Annotated in this window: 25 protein-coding genes; 22 read left to right on the forward strand and 3 right to left on the reverse strand. The window is 74.3% G+C overall.

Annotated features, from left to right (window positions below):
- Positions 1–1,119 carry an amidohydrolase family protein gene (locus tag ACWDBB_RS25905; protein WP_449791873.1) on the forward strand — a complete coding sequence of 373 codons (1,119 nt, stop codon included), beginning with the start codon at positions 1–3 and terminating at the stop codon, positions 1,117–1,119.
- A gap of 253 nt (positions 1,120–1,372) precedes the next feature.
- Entirely contained in the window at positions 1,373–2,857 is a 1,485-nt protein-coding gene (locus ACWDBB_RS25910) for a S8 family peptidase (protein ID WP_449791874.1), read from the forward strand.
- 107 nt (positions 2,858–2,964) lie between these two features.
- Here the strand turns inward: ACWDBB_RS25910 and ACWDBB_RS25915 are convergent, their stop codons facing one another.
- Positions 2,965–3,864 carry a HipA family kinase gene (locus ACWDBB_RS25915; RefSeq protein ID WP_449791875.1) on the reverse strand — a complete coding sequence of 300 codons (900 nt, stop codon included), beginning with the start codon at positions 3,862–3,864 and terminating at the stop codon, positions 2,965–2,967.
- Positions 3,865–3,955: 91 nt separating this feature from the next.
- Here ACWDBB_RS25915 and ACWDBB_RS25920 point away from each other — a divergent pair, with 91 nt between their 5' ends.
- From ACWDBB_RS25920 to ACWDBB_RS25960, 9 genes are all read left to right on the forward strand, one after another.
- Positions 3,956–4,396, forward strand: coding sequence for an SRPBCC family protein (locus ACWDBB_RS25920; RefSeq protein WP_449791876.1), 441 nt, complete (start codon positions 3,956–3,958; stop codon positions 4,394–4,396).
- Between the two features lie 204 nt (positions 4,397–4,600).
- Positions 4,601–5,755, forward strand: a complete 1,155-nt coding sequence (locus ACWDBB_RS25925) for a glycosyltransferase (RefSeq protein WP_449791877.1) — start codon at positions 4,601–4,603, stop codon at positions 5,753–5,755.
- 396 nt (positions 5,756–6,151) lie between these two features.
- Positions 6,152–7,666: an exopolysaccharide biosynthesis polyprenyl glycosylphosphotransferase gene (locus ACWDBB_RS25930; protein ID WP_449791878.1), complete on the forward strand. Its 1,515-nt coding sequence runs from the start codon at positions 6,152–6,154 to the stop codon at positions 7,664–7,666.
- A 6-nt stretch (positions 7,667–7,672) separates the two neighbouring features.
- Positions 7,673–9,079: an O-antigen ligase family protein gene (locus ACWDBB_RS25935; RefSeq protein WP_449791879.1), complete on the forward strand. Its 1,407-nt coding sequence runs from the start codon at positions 7,673–7,675 to the stop codon at positions 9,077–9,079.
- A complete protein-coding gene (murJ, locus tag ACWDBB_RS25940) occupies positions 9,076–10,821 on the forward strand; it encodes a murein biosynthesis integral membrane protein MurJ (RefSeq protein WP_449791880.1) in 1,746 nt (581 codons plus the stop codon). The genes ACWDBB_RS25935 and murJ overlap by 4 nt, the downstream gene beginning before the upstream one ends.
- Entirely contained in the window at positions 10,811–11,662 is an 852-nt protein-coding gene (locus tag ACWDBB_RS25945) for a polysaccharide deacetylase family protein (RefSeq protein WP_449791881.1), read from the forward strand. The genes murJ and ACWDBB_RS25945 overlap by 11 nt, the downstream gene beginning before the upstream one ends.
- Positions 11,659–12,774, forward strand: coding sequence for a glycosyltransferase (locus ACWDBB_RS25950; protein WP_449791882.1), 1,116 nt, complete (start codon positions 11,659–11,661; stop codon positions 12,772–12,774). Before ACWDBB_RS25945 ends, ACWDBB_RS25950 begins: the two co-directional genes overlap by 4 nt.
- Before the next feature lie 49 nt (positions 12,775–12,823).
- Positions 12,824–13,885 carry a Wzz/FepE/Etk N-terminal domain-containing protein gene (locus tag ACWDBB_RS25955; RefSeq protein ID WP_449791883.1) on the forward strand — a complete coding sequence of 354 codons (1,062 nt, stop codon included), beginning with the start codon at positions 12,824–12,826 and terminating at the stop codon, positions 13,883–13,885.
- Positions 13,882–15,042: a GNAT family N-acetyltransferase gene (locus tag ACWDBB_RS25960; RefSeq protein ID WP_449791884.1), complete on the forward strand. Its 1,161-nt coding sequence runs from the start codon at positions 13,882–13,884 to the stop codon at positions 15,040–15,042. Before ACWDBB_RS25955 ends, ACWDBB_RS25960 begins: the two co-directional genes overlap by 4 nt.
- Positions 15,043–15,046: 4 nt before the next feature.
- Here ACWDBB_RS25960 and ACWDBB_RS25965 read toward each other — a convergent pair whose 3' ends face one another.
- Positions 15,047–16,270 (reverse strand): glycoside hydrolase family 26 protein, encoded by a 1,224-nt coding sequence (locus tag ACWDBB_RS25965; RefSeq protein ID WP_449791885.1) that lies wholly within the window; start codon positions 16,268–16,270, stop codon positions 15,047–15,049.
- 369 nt (positions 16,271–16,639) lie between these two features.
- Here ACWDBB_RS25965 and ACWDBB_RS25970 point away from each other — a divergent pair, with 369 nt between their 5' ends.
- The 9 genes from ACWDBB_RS25970 to ACWDBB_RS26010 all read left to right on the forward strand — a co-directional run bounded on the left by ACWDBB_RS25970 (position 16,640) and on the right by ACWDBB_RS26010 (position 24,075).
- Positions 16,640–17,665 (forward strand): hypothetical protein, encoded by a 1,026-nt coding sequence (locus tag ACWDBB_RS25970; protein ID WP_449791886.1) that lies wholly within the window; start codon positions 16,640–16,642, stop codon positions 17,663–17,665.
- Positions 17,666–18,028: 363 nt separating this feature from the next.
- Positions 18,029–19,627 (forward strand): ABC-F family ATP-binding cassette domain-containing protein, encoded by a 1,599-nt coding sequence (locus tag ACWDBB_RS25975; protein WP_355262816.1) that lies wholly within the window; start codon positions 18,029–18,031, stop codon positions 19,625–19,627.
- A gap of 327 nt (positions 19,628–19,954) precedes the next feature.
- Complete coding sequence (locus ACWDBB_RS25980) at positions 19,955–20,188, forward strand: helix-turn-helix domain-containing protein (protein ID WP_030059940.1); 234 nt, start codon at positions 19,955–19,957, stop codon at positions 20,186–20,188.
- A 308-nt stretch (positions 20,189–20,496) separates the two neighbouring features.
- Entirely contained in the window at positions 20,497–21,303 is an 807-nt protein-coding gene (locus tag ACWDBB_RS25985) for an enoyl-CoA hydratase/isomerase family protein (RefSeq protein ID WP_449791887.1), read from the forward strand.
- Positions 21,304–21,490: 187 nt separating this feature from the next.
- Positions 21,491–22,009, forward strand: a complete 519-nt coding sequence (locus tag ACWDBB_RS25990; protein ID WP_449791888.1) for an Asp23/Gls24 family envelope stress response protein — start codon at positions 21,491–21,493, stop codon at positions 22,007–22,009.
- A gap of 125 nt (positions 22,010–22,134) precedes the next feature.
- On the forward strand, positions 22,135–22,326 hold the full coding sequence (locus ACWDBB_RS25995) for a hypothetical protein (RefSeq protein WP_449791889.1): 192 nt from the start codon (positions 22,135–22,137) through the stop codon (positions 22,324–22,326).
- 95 nt (positions 22,327–22,421) lie between these two features.
- On the forward strand, positions 22,422–22,754 hold the full coding sequence (locus ACWDBB_RS26000) for a hypothetical protein (protein WP_449791890.1): 333 nt from the start codon (positions 22,422–22,424) through the stop codon (positions 22,752–22,754).
- Positions 22,755–22,816: 62 nt separating this feature from the next.
- Positions 22,817–23,413 carry a DUF6286 domain-containing protein gene (locus ACWDBB_RS26005; RefSeq protein ID WP_449791891.1) on the forward strand — a complete coding sequence of 199 codons (597 nt, stop codon included), beginning with the start codon at positions 22,817–22,819 and terminating at the stop codon, positions 23,411–23,413.
- Positions 23,410–24,075 carry an alkaline shock response membrane anchor protein AmaP gene (locus ACWDBB_RS26010; RefSeq protein ID WP_449791892.1) on the forward strand — a complete coding sequence of 222 codons (666 nt, stop codon included), beginning with the start codon at positions 23,410–23,412 and terminating at the stop codon, positions 24,073–24,075. Before ACWDBB_RS26005 ends, ACWDBB_RS26010 begins: the two co-directional genes overlap by 4 nt.
- Positions 24,076–24,149: 74 nt before the next feature.
- Here the strand turns inward: ACWDBB_RS26010 and ACWDBB_RS26015 are convergent, their stop codons facing one another.
- Positions 24,150–24,911, reverse strand: a complete 762-nt coding sequence (locus ACWDBB_RS26015; RefSeq protein ID WP_449791893.1) for an SDR family oxidoreductase — start codon at positions 24,909–24,911, stop codon at positions 24,150–24,152.
- A 200-nt stretch (positions 24,912–25,111) separates the two neighbouring features.
- Here ACWDBB_RS26015 and ACWDBB_RS26020 point away from each other — a divergent pair, with 200 nt between their 5' ends.
- Together ACWDBB_RS26020 and trxA are read left to right on the forward strand one after the other, a co-directional pair.
- Positions 25,112–25,519 (forward strand): MerR family transcriptional regulator, encoded by a 408-nt coding sequence (locus tag ACWDBB_RS26020; protein ID WP_449791919.1) that lies wholly within the window; start codon positions 25,112–25,114, stop codon positions 25,517–25,519.
- 3 nt (positions 25,520–25,522) lie between these two features.
- A complete protein-coding gene (gene trxA, locus ACWDBB_RS26025; RefSeq protein ID WP_449791894.1) occupies positions 25,523–25,855 on the forward strand; it encodes a thioredoxin in 333 nt (110 codons plus the stop codon).
- Positions 25,856–25,865: the final 10 nt, after the last annotated feature.

Consider the following 25,865-nt stretch of genomic DNA (forward strand, 5'->3'; position numbering starts at 1 on the left):
GTGCCCCGGCCGGAGCGGCCCGCGCTGGTCGACCACCACTGCCACAGCGTGGTGGCGGCCGAGCTCACCGACGACGCCCTGGCCGGGCTGCTCACCGAGTCGGACCGCCCTCCCGCGCCCGGCTGTTCGCCCTTCGACAGCGCGCTGGGCCTCGCGGTGCGACGCTGGTGCCCGCCCGCCCTCGGCCTGCCGGCGCACGCCCCGGCCGCCGACTACCTGGCCCGGCGGCGGGAGTTGGGTGCGGCCGAGGCCACCGGGCGACTGCTCGCGGCGGCCGGCCTGGACGCCTGCCTGGTGGACACCGGGCTGGCCACCGCGGCGGGCCACGCGTTGCTGCCGCTGCCCGAACTCGCTGCGGCCACCGGGGCGTCGGTGCGCGAGGTGGTCCGGCTGGAGTCGGTCGCCGAGACGGTGGCGGCCGGTGCCGAGGACTGGCCGCGGGCCGTCGCGGGGGCGCTCGCGTCGGCCGCCGCCGGGGCCGTCGCGGTCAAGTCGGTGCTCGCGTACCGGCACGGCCTGGCCGCCCCCGCCGAACGCCCCGCCACCGCGGCCGTGGTGGCCGCGGCCGGCGCCCACCTGCGCGGCGGGGGAGGCCGGCTGACGGACCGGGTGCTGCTGCACCACCTGCTCTGGACGGCGGTGGACGTCTGTGCCGAGCTCGGCCTGCCGCTCCAACTCCACACCGGCTTCGGCGATCCCGACCTCACCCTGCACCGGGCCGACCCGTCCCTGCTGACGGACTTCGTGCGGGCCGCCGAGCCCAGCGGTGTCCCGCTGGTGCTGCTGCACGGGTACCCGTACCACCGGCAGGCCGCCTGGCTGGCCCAGGCCTTCCCGACGGTGTACACCGACCTCGGGTTGACGGCCTCGTACGCCGGGCCGCGGGTGGCCGCGGTGCTGGGCGAGATGCTGGAACTGGCCCCGTTCGGAAAATTGCTGTTCTCCACCGACGCGTACGGGCTGCCCGAACTCTATTTGGTGGGCACCTGTCAGTTCCGGTACGGACTGGCCGCGGTGCTCGGGGAGTGGCGGGCCGACGGCGCCTGCTCCGCGGCCGACGCCGAGCGGCTGGCGCGGGCTGTCGCGTCCGGCAACGCGCGTCGGTTGTACGCGTTGTAGGGGTGCGATCCGTGCTGGTGGCCGAGGTCGCGGAGGGTGTGGCGGCACGTCGGCGAACCATCACTTTTTAACACTCTTGACCTCTGTTGCCTGTGTTGATCGCCGGTGCCCTTAACCCCGGTCCCTGGTCAAGATGTGACGATTAGATGACTACCTCTTGCGCTTATAACCAAATATTCATTAGCGTCCCGGTCATTCCCAAGCGCACCTGCCCATCGCAGCTGCCGCCTGACGACTCGGGAGGCCAACCCTCATGCGTGTTCCTCGGATCAGCCGTACCCGGCACGCGGCGGTGGGCGTCGTGCTCGCCACCGCCGGCGCCCTCGCGCTGCCGGCCGGCACCGCCGTCGCGGCCCCCACGGCCGACTCGACGACCGGTCCGCTGATGAGCTACGTCGTCAACACCAAGGCCAACCACGGCCAGGTGCAGAAGGTCGAGAAGGCCATCACCGGTCTCGGCGGCACCGTGGTCCAGTCGTACGAGCAGGTCGGCGTCGTCGTCGCCCGCTCGAACGACACCAAGTTCGCCGAGAAGCTGCGCCTGGCCAAGGGCGTCGACTCGGTCGGCGCCAGCCGCACCAAGGGCATCCAGGCCGCCGACCAGGGCAAGGCCGACGTCGCCGCCGAGCCGGCCGCCGCGGCCGCCCCGGGCCAGGAGCCCTACGACGCCTACCAGTGGGACATGCGTCAGATCGGTGCCGACAAGGCCCACAAGATCTCGCTGGGCAGCCGCAACGTCACCGTCGGCGTGCTGGACTCCGGCATCGACGCCACCCACGAGGACCTGGCCGCCAACGTGGACGCCTCGCAGTCGGTCTCCTGCATCGACGGCAAGACCAACACCGACTGGAAGGCCTGGCAGCCGACCACCAGCGACCACGGCACCCACGTGGCCGGCACCATCGCCGCCGCCAAGAACGGCAAGGGCGTCGTCGGCGTCGCGCCGAACGTGAAGCTGGCCGCCGTTAAGGTCGTCGACGACGGCGGGTTCATCTACCCGGAGAACGCGGTCTGCGGCTTCGTCTGGGCCGGCGAGCACGGCTTCAAGGTGACGAACAACAGCTACTTCGTCGACCCGTGGATGTTCAACTGCAAGACGGACAAGGACCAGGCCGCGATCTCCGAGGCCGTCCGCAAGGCCGTCGCCTTCTCGCAGCGCAAGGGCGTCCTCAATGTCGCCGCCGCGGGCAACGAGAACATCGACCTGGCGCACAAGACCGTCGACGTGGCCAGCCCGGACGACACCACCCCCGGCTCCCGCCCGGTCACCAACGACTGCCTGTCGCTGCCGACCGAGTTGCCCGGCGTCATCGCCGTCTCCGCGGTGGGCTCCGACGGCGTCAAGTCGTACTACTCCAGCTACGGCAAGGGCGTCGTCTCCGTCACCGCGCCGGGTGGCGACCGCCGCTTCCAGCTCCCGAACACCCCGGACAAGGACGGCCGCATCCTGTCCACCATCCCCGGTGGCAAGTACGGCTACATGCAGGGCACCTCGATGGCCACCCCGCACGTCGCCGGCGTGGTCGCGCTGCTCGCCAGCACCTTCCCGTGGGCCAGCCCGGACGAGCTGACCGAGCTGCTGACCACCCACGCCGAGTCCGTCCCGTGCCCGACCGGCGAGTTCAACCCGGGCGGCGCCGGCACCTGGAAGGCCACCTGCGAGGGCGGCGCGGACGACAACGGCTTCTACGGCGCGGGCCTGATCAACGCCGAGAAGGCGGTCCAGTGGTGGCGCTGACGCGCTGACACGCTGATCGCGGACACCTCCGAACAGTAGAGCCGGGGAGCGGGACCACACGGTCCCGCTCCCCGGTCGTGTTCCCGCGCCAACCGCGCCGCGCCCGGCTACCCCTCGTCGAAGTGGTGCTCCCAGACGGTCTCCACCGACGGCTTGCCGTGCAGGTCCGGTACCTCCTGCAGCCAGGCCGGCCGCCCCGCCCTGGTCCGGGCCGCCCGCCGCCGCTCCGCCTCGAGCAGTTGCTCGGGCGTGGCGAAGCCCTCCGGCAGCCACTCCCCGGAGAGCACCACCCGGGCGGCCAGATGGGTGACGTAGGCGTGCCGGACGGCGTCCACCGAGTCGAAGCCGGGCTCGCCGGCCAGCCACTCGTCCGGGACCAGCGCCACGACCTCCTCCAGCAGCGGCACGGTGACCAGCGGCCCGAGCTCCTCGTCGGCCAGCCGGACGTCCGGGGCCGAGCCGCCCAGCGCGTGCGCGCTGAGGTCGTACCGCTTGCCGACCGCCGCCTCGGCCCCGGCCCAGCGGTGGTGGAAGATCAGCGCGGCGCCGTTGTCGATCAGCCAGAGCCGTCCGTGCCAGACCACCAGGTTGGGGTTGTGGACGGTGCGGTCGACGTTGCCGGTCAGCGCGTCCAGCCAGACCACCCGGCCGGCCTCGGCGGAGTCCACCGCGATCATCCCCGGCCGGAAGTCCCGCGCGCCGGGCAGCAGGTCCATCCCGAGGTTGAGGCCGGCGCTGGCCTTGAGCATGTCCTGGATCTCGGTGTCCGGCTCGTCCGCGGCGACGGCCGGATCGAAGTCCACCAGCCGCAGCTCCGGCACCCGCAGGCCCAGCCGCCGCGCCAACTCGCCGACGATCACCTCGGCGATCAGCGCCTTGCGGCCCTGTGCGGCCCCGGTGAACTTCACCACGTACGTTCCCAGGTCGTCGGTCTCCACCACGCCGGGGACGGAGCCACCGGCCCGTAGCGGGTCGACGTAGCGCACAGCAGTCACCAGATCGAGCACACCGGCCACCCTATCCCGCCGCGTCGCGGGCGTGAGCCTGTGATTGGCTTGCCGGACAGAGCGGTTCCCGCAACACGAGGAGAGCAAGGTCATGGGACAGGTGCAGGCCACCACCGAGCGGGTCTACGACGCGGCCCCCGAGCGGGTGTACGAGGCCTTGGCCGACTACCAGGTGACCCGCCCGAAGCTGCTGCCCGCGCAGTACAGCGAGTACGAGGTGCGGGTCGGCGGCACCGGTGCCGGCACCCAGGTGCACTGGAAGCTCCAGGCCACCGAGAAGCGGGTGCGCGACTGCCTGTTCACCGTCTCCGCGCCCTCGCCGGACCAGCTGGTGGAGAAGGACGCCAACTCCAGCATGGTGATCACCTGGACTGTCTCGGCCGTCGGCGAGGGCCGCTCCAAGGTCACCGTGACCGCCACCTGGCAGGGCGCGACCGGCATCGGCGGCTTCTTCGAGCGCACCTTCGCGCCGAAGGGCCTGAACCGGATCCACGACCAGGTGCTCGCCAACCTCGCTGCCGAGGTCCGCTGAAGCCTCCACGGCCCGCCGAGGCCGCGGAATCGCCCACCGCGCGATTCGCGCGCGTAGATCCATCGAACCGCTCGAATCGCCCGGGAATTCGAGCGGCTCGGTCTCCCGTACGAGCCGAAAGCCGTACGGGTGGCCGAACCACCACCTGCGGGTGACGACGGCCGCCCGGCGCCGGGGAGCCACCCTAGGCTCGCCGCCGTGCATATGACGATCCTTCACATTTCGCAACCGGTGGACGGCGGGGTCGCCCGCGTCGTCGCCGATCTGGTCCGGGGTCAGCGGGAGGCCGGGCACCGGGTCATGGTCGCCTGTCCGCGCGGTGGCCGGCTGGCCGAGGAGGCCGGCGCGGTGGGCGCGCTGGTCCAGGACTGGCCCGCCCGGCGCTCGCCCGGCCCGGGCACCGCCGCCGAGGCCTGGCGGCTGCGCCGGATCGTCCGGGCGGCCGCGCCCGACGTGGTCCACCTGCATAGCGCCAAGGCCGGACTGGCCGGGCGGCTCGCGGTGCGCGGCACGGTGCCGACCGTCTTCCAGCCGCACGCCTGGTCCTTCGCCGCTGTCGACGGCGCGCTCGCCGCCGCCACCCTGCGCTGGGAGCGCTTCGCGGCCCGCTGGTCGCACCGGCTGCTGTGCGTCAGCGTCCAGGAGCGGGCCGACGGCGTGGCGGCCGGGGTGCACGCCGACTGGGCGGTGGTGCCCAACGGTGTCGACGTGCGCCACTTCGTGCCCGCCGACCGCCGCGCCGCCCGGATCGCGCTCGGCCTGGACCTGGACGCCCCGCTGGCGGTGTGCGTGGGGCGGCTGTGCCGGCAGAAGGGCCAGGACGTGCTACTGGCCGCCTGGCCGGAGGTGCTGCGCCGGGTGCCGCGGGCCCGGTTGGCACTGGTCGGCGGCGGGCCGGAGGAGCAGCGGGTCGCGGAGTTGGTCAGGCGGACCGCCGAGCCGGCCCGGGTCCGGCTGGTCGGGGACGTGCCGGACCCCCGCCCGTGGCTGGCGGCGGCCGACCTGGTGGTGCTGCCCTCGCGCTGGGAGGGGATGGCGCTGGCCCCGCTGGAGGCGATGGCGGCCGGCCGTCCGGTGCTGCTGACCGACGTGTCCGGGGCCCGGGAGTGCCTGCCGCCGTCCGAGCTCGCGCACGCGGTGGTCCCGTCCGAGGACGTGCGGGCCCTCGCCACCCGAATGGGGGACGCGCTGTCGGATCCGATCGAGTGCGAGCGGCGCGGTGCGCGGCTGCGCGACCACGTGGCCGGCCGGCACGACGTGCGCACCGTGGTCGAACAGGTGGACGTCCTCTACCGCCACCTGCTGGGTGCGGGTCCGGCGTCGGGGTGGCGTCGGGCCCGTGTCCCAGAGCGGATCTGATCGTTTCACATGCCGTGAATGCCCGCCGTTTCCGGCGTTGTCGTATTCGCACCCTCGACCGGATATCGAGGCGAGGAGTCAAATCCGAAATACCTATTACTGGGCGGCTGGAATGAAACGGCAAGTCAACTTCCGTCCGGTACGGCCTGGTTCTGTATTGTCGGATTTTGCCTGCTTCGTTCAGATTTCATGCCGGGAATTCACGGCAGAGCCCCGCGTGACCGATTCCCTCGTGATTGGTCCCTCGGTGATCGGCCCCGCCACCGGACGTCCGAAAGCCGTCAGCGGCAGCAGGCGCTGTCAGGACCGCGCCCACCGGGCCGGGACGGCCGCCCCGCGCCAGCCGGTGCCGGGGCACCGTCACCCCGGGCACACAGCAGGGGAGATCGTGCGCTGATGACCATTGACCACGACAGTGTGCCGCGATACGCCGGACCCCTGTCCGGCCCCCGTCGGCCCGGCACCGGGCTGCTCGACCGTCCGGCGGGAGCGGCACATCCCCGGTCGGTCCCCTCGCCGCGCCGGTCCCGTGGCACGGTCCGATCCCGGCCGGCCCTGTCGCTCGCCCTGGTCCAGGCCGACATCCTCGCGCTCTGCTCCGCCGGCGGCATCGCCAGCCGCGTCATCGACCCGGCCGGCCCGCTCGACCCGCTGCTCGGCGTCCCCGCCGTCCTGCCCCTGCTGCTCCTGCTCAACCTCACCGGCGGCCTCTACCGCTCCCGCCTCACCCTCTCCGTCCTGGACGAACTGCCAGCACTGGCCGCCCGGGCCGTGGTCGCCACCGCGCTCGCCGTCACCCTGTCCGGCTGCCTCGGCGGCCGCTGGCCCGACTGCGGCCCGGCCCGGCTCACCCTCCTGCTCGGCGCCCAGCTGCTGATCGCCGCCGCCGGCCGCGCCGTCCTCTACCACCTGGCCCGGCGGATCCGCCGCAGTCGCCCCAGCCCCGTGCTGGTGCTCGGCGCCGGCCGGCTCGGCCACCGGGTCGCCGCCGTCCTGCGCGAGCACGGCGAGTACGGGATGCGCCCGGTCGGCTTCCTCGACGCCGACCCGCCGCTGCTGCCCGGCGACACCGACCTGCCCGTGCTCGGCGGCCGCGAGGCGCTGGAGCGCGAGGTGCGCCGGCACGGCGTCCAGCACGTGATCGCCACCGCCGGCGGCGCCGACGAGGCCGAGACCGCCGCCGCCCTGCGCGAGGCCACGCGGCTCGGGTGCCAGGCCTGGCTGGTGCCCGCCCTGCGCGAGTACGGCTCGCTGCCCGTCACCCCGGTCACCGGCGGCGACCACCTGTGGGGCTTCCCCTGCCTGCGGGTCGGCCGCCCCGCGCGCCGCCGCCCCGGCTGGATCGCCAAGCGCACCCTGGACCTCACCGCCGCCGCGGTCGGCCTGCTGCTGCTCGCCCCCGTCCTGGCGCTCTGCGCCCTCGCCGTCCGCTTCGACACCGGCCCCGGCGTGCTCTTCCGCCAGCAGCGCACCGGCCTCGACGGCCGGGCCTTCACCCTCCTCAAGTTCCGCACCCTGCGCCCGAGCAACGAGCACGAGTCCGCCACCCGCTGGAACATCGCCCAGGACCACCGGATGGGCGCCGTCGGCCGGCTGCTGCGCAAGAGCTCGCTGGACGAGCTGCCCCAGCTGTGGAACGTCCTGCGCGGAGACATGAGCCTGGTCGGCCCGCGCCCCGAACGGCCGTACTTCGTCATGAGGTTCGGCCAGGCCTACCCCGAGTACGCCGACCGCCACCGGGTCCCGGTCGGCCTCACCGGCCTGGCCCAGGTCAACGGCCTGCGCGGGGACACCTCCATCGAGGACCGGGCCCGCTTCGACAACCGCTACATCGAGAGCTGGAGCCTCTGGCAGGACGTCAAGATCCTGTGCCGCACCGCGGCCCTGATGCTCCACCCGGACGGGAGCTGACCCCGCGTGGCCCTGACCCTCCCCGCCTTCCCCCACCCCGTCTTACGGAGGGCCCTGCCCGCACTCACGGAGCGCACCAGCCCGCTGGCCGCGGCCACCGTCCTGCTGGTCTGCGTGCCCACCGGGCAGAAGGACGTCGCCGCCGCCGTCCACATCACCGCCGCCGACCTCGCCTCGCTGGCCCTGGTCGCCCTCACCGCGCTCGAGCTGCTGCGCGGACGGCTGCCCGCGATCAGCCGCACCACCTGCGCGCTGTTCGGCGGGATCGTCGTGGCCGCCGCCGTCGCCACCATCGGTTCGATCGACCCGGCCGCCGGCGTCACCGGCTTCGTCCGGCTCACCCAGGTGTTCGTCCTGGTCCCCGTCGCCGTCCTCTGCTCACTGCGCGACCGCACCGACCAGCGCCTGGTCCTCGGCTCCTTCGTGCTCGCCGCGCTGATCCAGGGCGCGGTCGGCGCCAAGCAGTACCTCACCCACACCGGCGCCTCCTACACCGGCCAGCCGATCCGGGCCGTCGGCACCTTCGGCGCACTCGACGTCATGGCGATGTCCAGCGTGGTCAGCTACGGCCTGCTCGCCGCCCTCGCACTGGCCCTCGCCGAGCGCGGACGAGGGGCCGGGCGGCGCACCCCCGCCCGCCGGGCGGTGGACGGCAGTCCGGCGCCGTGCCCCGACGGCAACCCCCGCCTGCGCCGCGCGATGTTCGCCGCCGCCGCCTTCCTCGTCTTCCCGCTGGCCGTCTCCTTCAGCCGCGGCAGCTGGATCGCCACCGGCCTCGCCGCCACCGTGCTGCTGCTGCGCGCCGACGCCCGGCTACTGGTGCGCGGCGCCGTCGTCGGCCTGGCCGCCGTCGTCATCCTGGTCGGCGGCCTCGGCCTCGGCGGCTCCGGCGTCACCCAGCGGCTCAGCTCGATCGGCTCGGTCTCGGCCGCCCCCGACCAGTCCGTCTCCGACCGGTACGACCTGTGGTCCACCGCCGGACTGATCTGGCAGGACCACCCCGTGCACGGCGCCGGGCCCAAGGCCTTCCAGCAACTGCGCGACAGCCAGGCCCCGTTGCGGCTGTCCTCCGGCAGCGACGCCGCCGACGCCACCATCGGCTTCCAGCGCGAACCGCTGCTCTCCCCGCACAACATGTACTTCCTGGTGCTCAGCGAGCAGGGCCTGATCGGCATCACCGCCTACGCCGCGCTCTTCCTCGCCCTGCTGCTCGGCTGCCTGCGCCACCGCCACGGCCCCGGGCTCGCCGCACTCGCCCTGCTCACCTGGGTCCTGGTCGACTTCCTGTACGCCGACATCGGCGGCACCACCACCGTGCTGACCTCCGTCGTCCTCGGCCTCGCCGCCCACGCGGCCACCCACCGCCCAGGGCTCCCCGCCACCGACCGCCCCGCCGCCGGAGCGGCCCGGTGACCACCGACCAACCGGCCGCCGCCGTCGGCCCCGCCGCCCTCCCGGCCCCCCGCGGCGCCACCGGCGAGGACCCCGCCGCCGAGCCCCACCCGGGCCCCCGGCGCGGCTTCCTCGCCAAGGCCTTCGGCATCACCGCCGTCCTCAGCGCCGCCGGCTCCGGCCTCGGCCTGCTGCGCGACCTCCTGCTGGCCCGCTACTTCGGCGCCAACCAGGGAACCGACGCCTTCCTGGTCGCCTGGACCGTCCCCGAGACCGCCGCACCGCTGCTGATCGAGGACGCCATGTCCTTCCTCATGGTGCCCGCCTTCGCCCTCGCCCTGGTGCTGCGCGAGGAGGACCCGGACGCCCCCGACCCGGTCCGCCAACTCGTCCGCGCCTCCCTGCCCTGGCTGCTGCTCGCGCTCGGCGGCCTCGCCCTGTCCGCCGCGCTCGGCGCCCCGGAACTGGTCGCACTGCTCGCCCCCGGCCTCACCGACCCCGGCCTGGCCGTCACCTGCACCCGGATCACCGCGATCACCGTGCTGCCCTTCGGGGTGGCCGGCTACCTGGCCGCCGCGCTGCGCGCCCACCACCGCTTCACCGCCCCGGCCGGCATCTACGTCGCCCACAACCTCGGCATCCTCGCCGTCCTGCTCTGCCTCCACTCCCACCTCGGGGTGCGCTCCGCCGCCCTCGGCGTCGCGGCCGGCAGCCTGCTGATGGCCGGCCTGCTGGTCGGCCCGTTCCTGAGCCGACTGCGCCAGGGCCCGCCCGGCACCGGCCGCGGCCGCCGCTCGCGCCGCACCCTGGTGCTGATGCCGCTCGCCCTGCTGCCGGTGGCCGCCTTCACCCTCACCCGCCAGTCCCAGGTCTTCGTCGAGCGCTACCTCGGCTCGGCCCTGCCGCCCGGCACCATCTCGCACCTCAACTACGCCGCCAAGGTCTCCCAGCTCGCCATGACGGCGGGCATCCTGATCTGCACCGTCACCTTCCCGCTGGTCGCCCGGGCCCTCGCCGCCGGGGACCTCACCGCCGCCCGCGACCGGGTGGAGAAGGACCTCGGCCAAGCGGCGGCCGTCGTCCTGCTCGGCACCGCCTTCCTGATGGCCTGCGCCCCCTCGGTGGTCTCGCTGCTGTTCGAACGCGGCGCCTTCGGCCCGCACGACACGGCCGCCACCGCGGACGTCATCCGGGTCTACAGCTTCGGCCTGCCCGCCCAGGCACTGATCGGTGTGATGATCCGCCCGTACTTCTCGCTGTGCCCGGTGGTCCGCCGGGCCGACGACCCAGGCACCGAGGACGGGCGCAGCCGGCTCCTGGACTGGTACCCGGTCGCCGCCATGCTGCTCGGCCTCGGCGTCACCGTCACCACCGGCCTGCTCGCCACGCCCCGCTTCGGTGCCCTGGGGCTGGCCGCCGGCAACGCGGCTGGCATCACCACCACCGCCGCGCTGCTGCTGCACGGCCTGGTGCTGCGCGGCATCCCGCTGCGGCTGCACCGGGTGCTCGGCGGACACGGCCGGCTGGTGGCCGCCGCCGCCGGGGCCACCGTGCTCGGCACCGCCGCCGCCGCCCTGGCCGCCGACCCACTGCTCTCGACCCTCCTCGGAGGCCTCACCGTGGCGCTGGCCTTCGCCGCCCTCGGCACCGGGCTCGGCGCCCGCGAGGTGCGCGGCCCGGTCCTCGCCGCCGCCCGGGCCCTGGGGCCCGGGCGGACCCCGCCAACCGTCGCCGAAGAAGGGAAGCGTCCCCATGGACGATGAACGGGGAGCCGTCCGTTCGGCCCGGGCGGGCGTCAGCAGCGCCCCGCCGCACCGGGCACCACTGCCCAGGAGCCGCCCCCCGCTCGGTGAACCACCGGTCCCCGGCTCCGCCTCGCCGTGGATCCTGATGTACCACTCGGTGGCGGTCGAGAAGGAGGACCCCTATCGGCTTACCGTCAGCCCCGAGCGGTTCGCCGAACAGATCGCCTGGCTGCACCGGCGCGACCTGCGCGGCGTCAGTGTCCGCGAGCTGATGCGGGCCCGGGCCCTCGGCCGGGACGACGGACTGGTCGGCCTGACCTTCGACGACGGCTACGCCGACTTCGCCCGGTACGCGGTGCCGATCCTCCGGGCGTACGGCTTCACCGCCACCGCGTACGTGGTCGCCGACCTGCTCGGCCGGGACAACGACTGGGACACCGAGGGCCCGCGCAAACAGCTGCTCACCGTCCAGGAGGTCACCGAACTCGCCGCCGCCGGCTGGGAGATCGGCTCGCACGGCCTGGGCCACCAGGCGCTGCCCGGCCTGCCCGCCGAGGCCCTCGCCGTCCAGGCCCGGGGGAGCCGGCGCCTGCTGGAGGAGGCCGTCGGCGGACCGGTCACCGGCTTCTGCTACCCGTACGGCGCCGTCGACCTGCCCGCCGCCCTGGCCGTGCGCGACGCCGGGTACGACTACGCCTGCGCCATCGGGCACTCCCCGCTCACCGGCCGCTTCGCCCTGCCCCGCTGCTACGTCGGTGCCCGCGACGGCGCCTGGCGGCTGCGCGCCAAGAGGGGACGGCAGCGGCTGCGCGACGCCGTCACCGAGCTGCGCCGCGCCCGCAGGGAGCCGCGGCCATGAGGGTGCTGCACATCGTCACCGGACTGGCCGCCGGCGGTGCCGAGCGCCAACTCCAGCTGCTGCTACGGCACCTGCCGGCGCACCAGCAGTGCGAGGTGCTCGCCCTGACCGAGCCCGGCACGGTCGCCGCCGCGCTGCGCGCCGACGGCGTCACCGTCCACCACCTCGGCATGCGCGGCAACCGGGACCTGCGCGCGCTGCCCCGACTGGTCCGGCTGGTCCGGGCCGGCCGTTACGACCTGGTGCACACCCACCTCTACCGGGCGCAGCTGTACGGCCGGCTGGCCGCCCGGCTGGCCGGGGTGCGCGCGGTGGTCTCCACCGAGCACTCGCTGCACGCCGGGGTGATCGAGGGCCGCCCGGTCACCCGGGGCGTCAAGAGTCTCTACCTGGCGGCCGAACGGCTCGGCAGCACCACCGTCGCCGTCTCCCGACAGGTCGCCCAGACGCTGTGCTCCTGGGGCGTCCCGCCGGCCCGGATCGAGCTGATCCCGAACGGCATCGACGCCTCCCGCTACCGCCTCCCACCCGCCGAACGGGCTGCCGTCCGCCGCCGGCTGCGGGCCGAGCTCGGGCTGCCGCACGGGAGTTGGGTGGTCGGCGGGGTGGGCCGGCTGGTGCCGGGCAAGCGCTTCGAGGTGCTGGTCGAGGCGCTCGCCGAGCTCGACCCGGCCACCCGGCTGGTGCTGGTCGGCGAGGGCCCGGAGCGCGCCGCGCTGGAGCGCCGGGCCGACGAGGCCGGCGTGCGGGACCGGCTGGTGCTCGCCGGGGAGCGCGACGACGTGCCCGAACTGCTGGCCGCCCTGGACGTGTTGGCCGCCCCCTCGACCGCGGAGACCTTCGGCCTCGGCGTCCTGGAGGGCCTCGCGGCCGGGCTGCCGGTGCGGCACAGCGCCTGCCCGGCACTCGACGAACTTCCGCCCAGCGCCGCCCCGCAGGCCCGCCGCATCCCCTCCGAGCCGGCCGCCTACGCCGCCGCGCTGCGCGACCTGCGGCCGCTCAGCGGGCACATCGCCGACCCGCTGCCGCACCCCCCGGCCATCGGCCACTACGACATCGCCCGGGTCGCCTCCGACCTGGGTGCCCTCTACGACCGGCTGGCCCGCGTCTGACCGCCCGCCACCGCCGGAACCGCCGTACCAGACCCAAGGAGCAACACCCATGACCACACCGCGCCGAAGCGCCCGCCGCCTGGTCCACCGCTGGTGGCCGGTGGTGCTCGCGGTTCCGCTGGGCGCCGCGGCCGGCGCCGGGTACGCCGTCGTCGCGCACCCGTCGTACGCCGCGAACGCCTACGTCCTCGTGGTCGCGCAGAACCCCGGGGAGGCCGCGATCGCGACCAACTTCGCCCAGGCGTACGGCCGGCTGGCCGGCCAGCCGCAGGTGCTCGCCGTGGCGGCCGACGAGACCGGCCACACCCGGACCGAGCTGCAGACCCTGGTGCACGGGACGACCTCGCCGGACGCCCCGATGATCGAGATCACCGGGACCGGGCGGCGCCCCCAGGACGCGGCCGGGACCGCCGACGCGGTGGCCCGCTCGCTGGTCGCCTTCGCCAACACCAGCAGCAAGGACACCAACGTCCGGCTGGTGACGCTGGCCCCGGCCGCCGCGCCGGACAAGCCGACCACGCCCTCCGGGAAGCTGGACGTCGCGGTCGGCGGCTCGGCCGGGCTGCTGCTGGGCGCGCTGGTGATGATGACCCGCCGCCGGGGCGGCGCGGGAACGTCCGAGGCCGACGCGAGCCGCGAAGCGCCGCGGGCCGCACGGGCACCGGAGGTCCCCGCCCCCGCCCCCGCTGCCTCCGCCCCCGCCCCCGCCGCCGTCGTGTCGGTGGCGGTCCCGACGCAGCCGCGGCCGCGTCGCGAGGAGCCGGCCGAGGCCGAGCCCGGGGCGGTCACCGCTCCCGAGACCGGAGGGGCGAAGGCCGCGAGCCCGAAGAAGGAGAGCGCCAGGACCACGAGAGTGAAGAAGGAGAGCCCGAAGGCCGAGAAGAAGACCGACGGCAAGGCCGACGACAAGGCCGACAAGCAGGCCGGCACCGCGCCCGTGACGGCGGAGCAGCCCGCGACGGAGCAGCCCCCGGCCGAGGACCAGGCCCCCGCCGAGGAGCAGGCCCCCGCCACCGCGGGGGAAGGCCCCGCGGCCGCCGAGGAGCAGGCTCCCGCCACCGGGAACCAGACTCCTGCCCGGAAGAAGGCCCCGGCCGGGAGCGGCCGGTGAGCACCCGCACCCGCGGGAGCAGCCTGCCCGCCCAGGCGACGGCGCCGGCCTGGACCACCGAGCTGCGCCGCGAGGACGACGCCCTGGACGTCCTCGCGGAGGAGTGGGACGACCTGGCCGCCCGCTGCCGGACCGCCACCTTCTTCCAGGCCGCCGACTGGCAGCGCTCCTGGTGGCGCCACTACGGCCGTCCCGGCGCCCTGCTCGTGGTGCTGGTCCGCCGCGAGGGCCGGCTGGTCGGCGCGGGCGCCTTCGTGCGCCGCGGCGCACCGTTCGGCGGCCTGACCGGTCTCGGCGTCGGGCTGGCCGACTACACCGACGTCCTGCTCGACGACGAGTACGCCGACCGGGCCGCCGTCGAACTCGCCGCCGCCCTCCCGCTCACCCGCCCGTGGCACTGGCTGGAGCTGCGCGAGGTCCACCCCGACGCGGCGGTGCACCGGGTGTACGGGCACTGGCGCGGCAGCCGCCGCCGCTACCGCGACTCGCTCTGCCAGTACCTGCCGGCCGTCCCGATGGACCGGCTGCTCAAACGGGTGCCCGGCAAGACCGCCCAGCGCAGCCGGGTGAAGCTCCGCAAGATCGCCGAGGCCGGCGTGAAGGTCCGTACGACCCCGGTGGCCGAGGTGCCGCAGGCGCTGGACGGGCTGCTGCGGCTGCACTTCCTGCAGTGGCAGGCGCGCGGCGTCACGCCGGAGCACCGCACCGACCGGTTCGCCCGGCACCTGACCGAGTCCACCACCGGACTGGTCGCCGCGGGCAGTGCCGTCGTCCACCAGTTCCACCTGGACGGCCAGCTGGTCGCGGTGAACCTGCTGCTGCTCTGCCCGAACTTCGGGGGGCTGTACATGTACGGCGCCCACCCGGTGCTGCGCGAGCGCCTGGACATCGCCGGGCTGCTGTTCAGCGCGGCCCTGGACGAGACCGTCGGCGCGGGCGTCCCGGTGCTCGGCCTGCTGCGCGGGCAGGAACCGTACAAGCAGCGCTGGCGGCCGGACCAGCTGTCCAACCACCGGCTGCTGCTCGGCCCGGCCGGGGCGGCACCGGCGGCCGCCCTCCGGGCCGGGGCGGTGCTCGCCCGGCAGGCGGCGGCGCACCAGCTGCGCACCCGCTTCCCCCGGCTCAAGGAGGCGCTGCTGGCCCGCCGCCGCAGCTGACCGCTCAGTGCCGGGCGTGCTTCGTGCCCGTCGGAGCGGCCGTCGCCTTGGCGGTCGTCGGACGGGCCGCCGGGTGCGGCGTCGCACTCGGCGCGGCGCGGCCCCCGGGCGCGGCCGGCGAGTCCACGGGGCCGGCCGGGCCCGGCGCCGCGGGCACGCCGGGGGCCGCCGCGGTGGGCGTCGGCGAGGGCGCCCCCTTCGACCCGGCCATCAACCCCTTGAACATCGCCGCCGAGCGCGGATTGCGCTCGCACTGGAAGAAGCCGTGCGGACAGTAGTCGGTGACGGTCTGGTAGGCGGTGTCGTGGGTGCGGATCCAGTCGACCATCCGCTGCACGAACTCGGGGTTGTCGCCGTTGCGGAACAGCCCCCACTCCGGGTACGAGACCGGCTTGCCGCGTTTGGCGGCGAACTCCACCTGGTCCTGGAGGCCGTACGGCTCGCGCACGTAGTCGTCGAAGGTGCCGCCGGCGGGCTGGTCGTAGTTGTCCATGCCGATGATGTCGACCACGTCGTCGCCGGGGTAGCACTTGGTCCAGGGGATGGCGTCCAGGCCGCGGCTGGGGGCGAAGTCGAAGCGGAAGCGCTGCCCGGGCACCGAGCGCATCACCTCGACGATCCGCCGCCAGTACGTCTTCCACGCCGACGGGTCGGGCTTGCAGCGGTGGGCGTAGGTGGTGCCGTTCATCTCCCAGCCGAGCGTGAGCACGGTGTCCGGACTGCCCAGCGCGACCAGTCGGCGCGCGAGCTTGAGGAAGTGCCCGTCGAAGTCCCCGCGCGCCCCCTGGGCGAGCAGTTCGGCGACCTCGTCGTCCGACACCTTCGCCTCGCTGGGCACCAGCATCGGCACACCGAGCACCAGCAGCCGCGACGGGTCGGCCTGCCGCCACTGCGACCAGAGGCCGAGCACCATCGGCTCGCCCTCGATGTCGCTCCAGCCGTTGCCCGCCAGGTAGGTGTGGCCGACCTGGATGTTCGCGTCGCCCAGCCACTGCGCGTACCGGCCGATCTGCGGGATGTAGTCGTCCCAGGAGCCGACGAACGCGCCGAACGGCGGCTCGTGGCTCGGCCGCTGGACCGGCGGGCGCGGGGCCGGACCGCGCGGCTCGACGGCGTCCGAGGAGAGGGTGTGCCGTTCGGTCTGGCTGAACGGCGTCCCGGCCGGGACGCTGGCCGTGGCCATCAGCAGCAGGGTGGCGGCGGCCAGCGTCAGGCGGCCGATTCGCATGGTGCTCTCCTCCGGAGTCTCGTGGGCGGGGAGCCACGGTCACGGCGTGGACGGACCGTGGCGCCCCGCTCGCTGACAGTAGGCCCGAAGGGGGACGAAGGGGCCGAATGTCACCCCAAAGTGGGCGCCGATCGAACGTCGGCTGCCACGGCGGCCGACGACCGGCGGCCATGTATCAACTCTGTAACGGTCCCGCCGGGCCGCTGCGGCCCGCTCCGGCGCGCCCGCCGGAGCGGCCGCGGCCCCGACGGCGCAGGTGGGCGGGCGGACGTGCGGGGAGGGCGTGCGGGGCCGGGCGGACGCCGGGCGGGAGGTGTCGGCGGCGGAACCGGCCTGACTCGCGGGCCCGGTGAAAGGTACCCTGCGGCCGTGTCCTGGAAGCCGCTGCGTGTACTGACCCCCCGCTCGATCCTGCCTGCCTCGGCGGTGGTGCTGGTCCTTGCGGCCGGAGCGGCGGCACACGCGAACAAGCCGGTGCCGTTCGGCGACCGGGTGGCGGGACCGGGTGACGCGGGGGCGACTCCGGTCAACTCCGAGTCGCTCAGCTCGGCCGACCTCGACCTGCGGGTGGGCCCGGGCCTGGAGGCCTTCCACAAGCAGACCGGCGAGCACGCCTGGTCCTACCGCCGCGAGGGCGCCGAGGCGCTCTACCTGGCGATGGCCGGCGACAACGCCATCGTGGTCTGGGACGACGGCATGGTGACCTCGGTGCGGCCCGGCGACCACGAGGTGCGCTGGCACCGCGCGGTGCCCGGCCTGGCCGACTGGCTGCGCGGCGACGGCGAACCCGGCGCCGACAAGCGGACCGAGGCCCAGCGCAAGGCGCTGGCCACGCAGCGGGCCGCGGGCGCGCTGCACACCGTCCAGCGGGACGGCTCGCCCTGGCTGGCCCTGGTCACGCCGAACCTGACCATGGGCCTGCGCGACGCCGACGGCGACCTGCGCTACAACGACAAGCCCTCAGGCGGCTGCGTCTACGACCCGCTGCGCGCCGTCCACACCGACTACGCCGTGCTCATTCCGCGCACCTGCACCAACAGCAGCGGGCAGGCCGTGTCCGGCGGCATCACCGGCTACCGGCTGGACAGCAACGGCTGGGCGACGAGCACCGGCCCGAACGCCACGGTCAAGGTGCTGGACCGCAGCCGGGTGGAGATCACCGACGGCCCGATCGTCCCGCCCAGGGTGTTCGACACCAAGGCGGCGGCGCCCGAGACGCCCTGCGGCAGCGTGGACGCGCCGTTCGCCGCGGTCCGTCCGCAGGGCGGCTGCGCGGCGGACCCGTCGGCGCTCCTCCCGGCCGCGGGCGAGTCGGCGGCCGCCGGCACCGCCCCGGACGCCCCGGCGGCGGACTCCGCGGCGCCTGCGGGGGACCAGCCGGCCGGACAGCCGTAGTAGTCGCGGCCGTCGCGGTCGGTCGCGGGCCGCGGTCGTCTCCGGTCGCGGCTACCGGGTCGGCCCGGGGCGACGGCCTCGGCCCGGGACGAGGCTTCGGTCCGAGGTGGTGGCCCCGGTCCGGGCGGCCCTCGGCCGGGACCGGCGGGCCCGGTGCCCGGTGGGTACCCCAGGCCGGTACTTCTCCGGAGGCGACACGCGGGGCCCGGTAGACTTGCCGCCATGGCTATCTTCTCCGGGCAATAGCGGGTGGCGGCGCCACGAGGGCCGCGCCGACCGCCGTTGAAGTCCCCCTCACGCCAACCCGGCCCCGGGTCCGTCGTACCCGGCCGCCCGCCCACGTCCCAGGAGTAGTCCTCAGCCATGATTTCCGCCAACGCCCTCGAACTGCGTGCCGGTGCCCGGATCCTGATCGAGTCCGCGAGTTTCAAGGTCGCCGCCGGCGACCGGATCGGCCTGGTCGGCCGCAACGGCGCCGGCAAGACCACGCTCACCAAGGTGCTGGCCGGCGAGGGCCTGCCCGCCGCCGGCACCGTCACCCGGTCGGGCGAGGTCGGCTACCTCCCGCAGGACCCGCGCACCGGTGACCTGGACGTCCTCGCAAAGGACCGGATCCTGTCCGCCCGCGGCCTCGACACCGTGCTGAAGAAGATGCGCGAGAACGAGGACCGGATGGCCAACGGCAAGGGCGCCACCCGGGACAACGCGATGAAGAAGTACGCCCGGCTGGAGACCGAGTTCCTCACCAAGGGCGGGTACGCCGCCGAGGCCGAGGCCGCCACCATCGCCGCCGCGCTGGGCCTGCCGGACCGCATCCTCGGCCAGCCGTTGCACACCCTCTCCGGCGGTCAGCGCCGCCGGGTCGAGCTGGCCAGGATCCTCTTCTCGGACTCCGACGTGCTGCTGCTCGACGAGCCCACCAACCACCTTGACGCCGACTCGATCGTCTGGCTGCGGGACTTCCTGAAGACGTACAAGGGCGGCTTCATCGTCATCTCGCACGACGTCGACCTGGTCGAGACGGTCGTCAACAAGGTGTTCTACCTGGACGCCAACCGCTCCTGCATCGACGTCTACAACATGGGCTGGAAGCAGTACCAGCAGCAGCGCGAGGACGACGAGAAGCGCCGCAAGCGCGAGCGGGCCAACGCCGAGAAGAAGGCCGCGACCCTCAACGCCCAGGCCGACAAGATGCGCGCCAAGGCGACCAAGACGGTGGCCGCGCAGAACATGGCCCGCCGTGCCGACAAGCTGCTCTCCGGCCTGGAGCAGGTGCGCCAGAGCGACAAGGTCGCCAAGCTGCGCTTCCCGGAGCCGGCCCCGTGCGGCAAGACCCCGCTGACCGCCAGCGGCCTGTCCAAGTCCTACGGCTCGCTGGAGATCTTCACCGACGTCGACCTGGCGATCGACCGCGGTTCGCGGGTCGTCGTGCTCGGCTTCAACGGCGCCGGCAAGACCACCCTGCTGCGGATGCTGGCCGGGGTGGAGCAGCCGGACACCGGCGAGGTGATCCCGGGCCACGGCCTGAAGATCGGCTACTACGCCCAGGAGCACGAGACGCTCGACCCGGACCGCAGCGTGCTGGAGAACATGCGCTCGGCCGCGCCGGACACCGACCTGGTGCAGATCCGCAAGATCCTCGGCTCCTTCCTGTTCTCCGGCGACGACGTCGACAAGCCGGCCGGGGTGCTCTCCGGTGGTGAGAAGACCCGTCTGGCGCTGGCCACCCTGGTGGTCTCCTCCGCCAACGTGCTGCTGCTCGACGAGCCCACCAACAACCTCGACCCGGCCAGCCGCGAGGAGATCCTGGGCGCGCTGCGCGAGTTCTCCGGGGCGGTCGTCCTGGTCACCCACGACGAGGGCGCGGTCGAGGCGCTCGACCCGGAGCGGATCATCCTGCTGCCGGACGGCGTGGAGGACCTCTGGAACCCGTCCTACGCCGATCTGGTCTCCTTGGCCTGACCGGAAGTAGACGCGAGATCCGCTTTTCGGATGAGAATATCTAGTCCTTTCGGCGTGTCCGGGAATGAAGTAGACCCGGATTCCGTTTAAGGACTTTCCGTCGGCCCGCCACTCGATCGTGGTCGGGCCGACGCTGCTGATCAGCTATTTCTCGGCGAACGGCGACTTCCACCCGGGGGCGTGCACTCTCTGTGAGCGCCCTGATGCGCTCGGATCACCACCGTAGGACCACGCATTTCCGACATCGACCTTGTCGAATGGGTGGCCAGGACGCGATGGATGGGTGATCATGGGAATCTGACCGAGCAACGCTACGAGGAGGCACGGGTGGCCGAGACTCTGAAAAAGGGCAGCCGGGTGACCGGTGCCGCGCGTGAGAAGCTCGCGGCCGATCTCAAGAAGAAGTACGACTCCGGGGCGAGCATTCGCGCTCTCGCGGAGGAGACCGGTCGTTCGTACGGCTTCGTGCACCGGATGCTGAGCGAATCCGGAGTCATTCTCCGGGGCCGCGGCGGTGCCACGCGGGGCAAGAACAAGGCAACTGCCGGGGCCGGGTCCTGACGGTTGGTCAGCCACCGGCTGGATGACGCGGCGGCAGGGCGCCGGCCGAGGAGACGGCAGCTGACCACCAGCTGGGCGTCCGCCCTCGGGCCGTGTGAACCGGCCGCCGATCGTCATGTCCGGGATGTCGTCCGCCCCCCGGTTCTTCATGTCCGTTCGTTTTCCTTTCGAGCTTCGCTCCGCTCCGCTTTAGCGTTTCGTCGAGCGCCGTGGGCCCCGTCGATCTTTTCGGGTCGGGGCCCCTGCCCTCGCGTCTCGAGTTTTGTTACTCTCCGGTAGCCAAGTCCCTCGCCACCGGAGGTTCCCGCATGACCGCTCCCGCCACCGACCCGCAGGCCCCGAGCTGGGAGCGCGACGGCGTCCGCCTGGAGATCGACGGTGAACTCGCCGTCGTCACCCTGTGCCTGCCCAAGCGGCGCAACGCCCAGTCGCCCGCGCTCTGGCGCGCCCTCACCGCGGCCGGCCGCGAGCTGCCCGGAAGCGTCCGGGTGGTGCTGCTGCGCGCGGAGGGCGTCTCCTTCTCCGCCGGGCTGGACCGGGCCATGTTCACCCCCGAGGGCATCCCGGGCGAGCCCACCTTCCTCCAGCTCGCCGCCTCCAGCGACCAGGAGCTGGACGACGCCATCGCCTCCTATCAGGAGGCCTTCACCTGGTGGCGCCGCCCGGACCTGATCTCCATCGCGGCGGTCCAGGGCCACGCCGTCGGCGCGGGCTTCCAGCTGGCCCTCGGCTGCGACCTGCGGGTGGTCGCCGAGGACGTCCGGTTCGCGATGAAGGAGACCTCGCTGGGCCTCGTCCCGGACCTGGCCGGCACCAAGCCGCTCACCGACCTCGTCGGCTACGCGCGGGCACTGGAGATCTGCGCGACCGGCCGCTGGGTGGGTGCCGAGGAGGCCGCCGCGATCGGGCTGGCCAACCTGGCGGTGCCGGGCGAGGAACTGGACGCCGCCGCCCGCGACCTCGCGGCGGCCCTGCTGGCCGCTCCGCGCGGGGCCGTGATCGAGACCAAGGCCCTGCTGCAGGGGGCCGCCGGGCGCTCCTTCGACGAGCAGCGTTCGGCCGAACGGGCGGCGCAGGCCCGCCGACTGCGGGAACTCGCCGGGATCGGCGACTGACCGCGCGGTGACGGCGCAGGGCCCGGCCCCGGGAGGATCTCCCGGGGCCGGGCCCTGTCCCTTGTGCGGGGCGGGAGCTTCCGTGCGGGGATCCGGCCGTCGGCGCTCGGCGGGCGGGGTTCGTGGCGAAATGCCAGAGTTGTGGAGGCTTGCGATATAGCTGGAGCCGCACGACGGGAGAAGCGCCATGTCTGACACTCCGACGCCCGCGACCATGCACAAGCACACCGGCGGCGGCAGCGCCGCGACCGGTGGCCCGCCGCCGGGGGCCGGCGGCGGTGCCAAGCCGGCCGGCGAGCGCGGCCGCACCGCGCTGGCCGTCGGCGTGGTGGAGAAGATCGCCGGGATGGCCGCCCGTGAGGTCGCCGGGATCCACGCGCTCGGCTCCGGGCTCGCCCGTACCTTCGGCGCGATGCGGGACCGGGTGCCCGGCGGCAAGCCCAGCGTCGGGCGGGGCATCAAGGCCGAGGTCGGCGAGAAACAGACCGCGATCGACATCGCCCTGGTGGTCGAGTACGGCGTGGTCATTCCCGAACTCGCCCGCCAGGTGCGGGAGAACATCATCAACGCGGTCGAACGGATGACCGGCCTGGAGGTCGTCGAGGTCAACATCGCGGTCAACGACGTCCACCTCCCGGACGAACCGGAGTTCGAGGAGGAAGAGGTGCCGGAGACGGCGCCCGGGCAGCGGCCGAAGCTCAAGTAGCGCGTTCGGCGGCGGGGCCGGGCGGGGCGGGGGCGGGTTGTCGGTGGCTCGGCGGTGGGTCGGTGGCGGGTTGGCGGCGGTCGGATCAGGGCCGGACGAGGTAGCTGGAGACGAGGGAGTAGCGGATGAACCTGGCCATCATCGGCCTGGCGGCGGGTATGGCCCTCGGCTTCGCCGGGTACTTCGGCGGATTCGCGGCCTTCCTGCTGGTGGGCGCGCTCGGGCTGGTCGGCTTCGTGGTCGGGCGCCTGCTGGAGGGAGACATCGAGCTGGGCGACCTCGGGGACCTGCTCCGCGGCCGCGACCGGCGTCACTGATGGCGGGCGTTGCGTCCGGTCCGGGGCGGGTTGCGGTCCCTTCCCGTTCGGGCTCCGGTCCGGATTCCTCGGCGGTCCCCGGGTCGGGTTCCGCCGTGGGATCCGTGCCGGGCCGTCGGGGGCGGCTCCGGGTCGCCGACCGGGTGTACGCCCGGATCGCGGCCCGGGCCGCCCGGGAGGTGCTCGCCGAGGCCTGGCCCGCCGGGCGGGCGAAGGGGGCGCCGCCGCATGTCTCGGTGACCGTACCGGGCAGCACGGTGATGGTCCGGGTGGAGCTCGAGCTGCCGTTCCCCTCGGACATCGCGGCGCTGGCCGGGGCGGCGCGGCAGCGGATCGCCGAGCGGGTGGTGGGGTTGACCGGGACGAGGGTGTCGGAAGTGGTCGTCGTGGTCGAGAAGTTGGTGACGGGGGGCGCCTCGTGGGCGTGAACGCGGAGGATTCCGCGACGGCCGGCGTGGAAGGGGCGGCGCCGGAAGCCCGGCCGCGGAGGGTGAGACGGCTGCGGGCTCCGCGTACGGCCGCGGCGGCGCTGGTGGCGACCGGGGTGCTGGTGGTGGCGGGGGCGCTGCTGTACGACGTGATCGCGGTGCGGGTGGGGCAGCCGGCGCGGCGGTGGCGGGCACAGATCGCGGACGAGCTGGCGACACGCCACCTCGACGACCTTGGAGTGCTGGTGGGGGCCGGAGTGGCGACCGTGCTCGGTGGGTGGTTGCTGTGGCTGGCCGTCGCGCCAGGGCTGCGGCGGTGGCTCGTGCTGCGTCCGTACGGAGGGACGTCGGCGGCCATCGACCGGGCCGGGGTCGGGCACCTGTTGGCGGACCGGGCGGCGGGCCTGGACGGGATCGACCACCTGCGGATCCAGGTCGGTCGGCGGCGGGTCCGGATCTCGCTGGCGGGGGTGGCGGATCCGGCGTTGGTGCAGCGGCAGCTGCGGGACGAGCTGGAGCGGGTGGGGCTGGGGCGGCCGTTGCGGCTGGACGTGCGGATGGCACGAGGGGCCGCCGGCGCGGTGGGGGAGGACTTCGGCTCGGGGACCGGCGCGGGGACGGGCGGCGGCGCGGGTCGCGGTGAGGGGGTGGCGGGGTGAGGAGGACGGTCGTCAACCGGGCGCTGCTGGCGCTGGTGGGCGCGGTGCTCTTGGGCGTCGGGGTGCTGGTGTTGGCGGGCGGGCTCGACCTGTACCGGCGGCTGGGCGTACATCCGCCGGACTGGTGGCCGCTCACCTCGCCCGACCAGCCGGTGGTGAGCGCGCGTTCGCGGAGGCAGTGGGTGGCGTCGACGTGGTGGTGGCCGACGGTGATCGGCGGGTTGGCCGTGCTGGTGGCCGGGATGGCGTGGTGGCTGGTCGCGCAGCTGCGGCGCAGCGGGCTGCCGAGCATCGCGGTGCCGACGCCGGGCGTGAGCGGGCTGCGACTGCGGATCGGTGCGCGGGCGCTGGAAGAGGCGCTGGAGAACGGGACGGCGGTGCTGCCGGAGGTCGAGCGGGCCGGGGTGCGGCTGGTGCGGGCACCGAGGCATCCGCGGTTGCGAGGCGCGGTGCGGTTGCGGCCGGGCGGGGATCCGGCCGCGCTGGTGGAGCACTTCGAGGACGGGCCCCGGGCGGATGCGTGCGGGAGCCTGCGGCTGGCGGAGCTGCCGGCCGATCTGCGCATCCGGGTCCTGCAGGCGGCCCCCGCCGAGCCGCGGCACGGGTGGGGGCGGCGGGGTCGGCGGGGGCGTTGGGGGCGTCGGCAGTCGAGGGTGGAGTAGCCGGGACGGAGTCGTCGGGACTGACTGATCGGGATCGATTGGTCAGGAATGAGTGATTGAGAGTTGCGAGGGCGTCAGAGGGTGCGGAGGGCGCCGCCGTCGACGGGGACCATGAGGCCGGTCAGGTAGGAGGCGGCGGGGGAGAGCAGGAAGGCGGCGACCTTGCCGAACTCCTCGGGGGCGCCGTACCGGCCCAGCGGGATGGTGGCGGCGGCCTTGGCGCGAGCGGCCTCGGGGTCGGGGGTGAGGCCGTCGAGCTCGCGGACCCGGTCGGTGTCGATCCGGCCCGGGAGCAGGCCGAGCACACGGATGCCGCGGGGGCCGAGCTCGTCGGCGAGGGACTTGGCGGCCATGGCGAGGCCCGGGCGCAGGCCGTTGGAGATGCCGAGGCCCGGGATCGGCTGGCGGACCGAGCTGGAGAGCACGAAGGCGATCACACCGCCCTCGGGGAGCGCGGCGGCGGTGGCGCGGGCGAGCCGGAGGGCACCGAGGAAGACGGACTCGAAGGCGTCGCGCCAGGCGTCCTCGGGGGTGGTCTCGACGGGGCCCGCCTGGGGGCCGCCGACGCTGATCAGGATGCCGTCGAGACGGCCGAAGTGGTGCCGAGCCTCGGAGATGAGGCGCTCGGGGGTGTCGGGGTCGGCGTTGTCGGCGACGAGGCCCCGGGCGGTGCCGAGGGTCCCGAGTTCGGCGACAGCGGTGTCGACGGCCTGCTGGGTCCGGCCGCTGATGAGCACGCGGGCGCCGTCGGCGGCGAGTTCGCGGGCGCCGGCGAGGCCGAGGCCTCGGGTGGCGCCGGTGACGATGTAGGCCTTGTCTTTCAGTCCGAGATCCATGGGGACATAGTGCCCGGTGGGGGTTGGTGCTCGGGGGGTGGGCTCTCGGCATGGTTGGGCCGGGGGCGGCTCCGGGGGGTGGGGAGGCCGCCGTCCGATGGGGTCGGGCGAGGGGTGATCGGGAGCCGGGGCAGGGCTGGCGTTGACGTCGGGGGGAAGGTTTACGGTCGTTGCCGGAAGTGCGGGAGGAGTGGTTCGGCGTGCGGATCGGGGAGTTGGCGGAGCGGGCGGGGACGACCACGCGGGCGTTGCGGTACTACGAGCAGTTGGGATTGTTGCCGGCCCGGCGGGCGGGCAACGGGTACCGGGCGTACGACGAGGGGGATCTGCGGTTGCTGCGGGAGATCCGGATGTTGCAGGACTTCGGGTTCGGGCTGGAGGAGACCAGGCCGTTCGTGGAGTGTCTGCGGGCGGGGCACCCGGAGGGGGACTCGTGCCCGGCCTCCCTGGAGGTGTACCGGCGGAAGTTGGGGGAGCTGGACGAGTGCATCGCCCGGCTCCAGGAGGTGCGGGCGCAGGTGGCGGGGCAGTTCGATCGGGCCGTGCGGGCACGGGACGAGTTGGCCGCCGTCCGGGAGCCGCCCCGCTGTGAACTGGTGAAGGAGTAGACGGTGGTGGAGATCACGGGTGTGCAGGCGGTGACGGACGACACGTTCGCCGCGGAGGTGCTGGCGGCCGAGGGCCCGGTGCTGGTGGACTTCACGGCGGACTGGTGCCCGCCGTGCCGGATGATGGCGCCGGTGCTGGCGGACATCGCGCGGGAGGAAGCGCACCGGTTGCGGGTGGTGAGCGTGGACGTGGACCGCAACCCACGGACGCAGGCGGCGTACGGGGTGTTGTCGATGCCGACGCTGATGGTGTTCCGGGGCGGGCAGCCGGTGCGGTCGGTGGTGGGGGCGCGGGCGAAGGCGCGGTTGCTGCGGGAGCTGGACGACGTGCTCTAGGCGGGGACGG

The organism is Kitasatospora sp. NPDC001095, assembly GCF_053598615.1.

Excerpts from the sequence above, each read along its gene's own strand:
- ACWDBB_RS25965 (WP_449791885.1), bottom strand. The coding sequence starts at position 16,270 with ATGCGAATCGGCCGCCTGACGCTGGCCGCCGCCACCCTGCTGCTGATG.
- ACWDBB_RS25930 (WP_449791878.1), top strand. The coding sequence starts at position 6,152 with ATGACCATTGACCACGACAGTGTGCCGCGATACGCCGGACCCCTGTCC.
- ACWDBB_RS25990 (WP_449791888.1), top strand. The coding sequence starts at position 21,491 with ATGTCTGACACTCCGACGCCCGCGACCATGCACAAGCACACCGGCGGC.
- ACWDBB_RS25920 (WP_449791876.1), top strand. The coding sequence starts at position 3,956 with ATGGGACAGGTGCAGGCCACCACCGAGCGGGTCTACGACGCGGCCCCC.
- ACWDBB_RS25910 (WP_449791874.1), top strand. The coding sequence starts at position 1,373 with ATGCGTGTTCCTCGGATCAGCCGTACCCGGCACGCGGCGGTGGGCGTC.
- ACWDBB_RS25985 (WP_449791887.1), top strand. The coding sequence starts at position 20,497 with ATGACCGCTCCCGCCACCGACCCGCAGGCCCCGAGCTGGGAGCGCGAC.
- ACWDBB_RS26015 (WP_449791893.1), bottom strand. The coding sequence starts at position 24,911 with ATGGATCTCGGACTGAAAGACAAGGCCTACATCGTCACCGGCGCCACC.
- ACWDBB_RS25995 (WP_449791889.1), top strand. The coding sequence starts at position 22,135 with ATGAACCTGGCCATCATCGGCCTGGCGGCGGGTATGGCCCTCGGCTTC.
- ACWDBB_RS25950 (WP_449791882.1), top strand. The coding sequence starts at position 11,659 with ATGAGGGTGCTGCACATCGTCACCGGACTGGCCGCCGGCGGTGCCGAG.
- ACWDBB_RS25955 (WP_449791883.1), top strand. The coding sequence starts at position 12,824 with ATGACCACACCGCGCCGAAGCGCCCGCCGCCTGGTCCACCGCTGGTGG.
- ACWDBB_RS25975 (WP_355262816.1), top strand. The coding sequence starts at position 18,029 with ATGATTTCCGCCAACGCCCTCGAACTGCGTGCCGGTGCCCGGATCCTG.
- ACWDBB_RS25945 (WP_449791881.1), top strand. The coding sequence starts at position 10,811 with ATGGACGATGAACGGGGAGCCGTCCGTTCGGCCCGGGCGGGCGTCAGC.
- ACWDBB_RS25925 (WP_449791877.1), top strand. The coding sequence starts at position 4,601 with ATGACGATCCTTCACATTTCGCAACCGGTGGACGGCGGGGTCGCCCGC.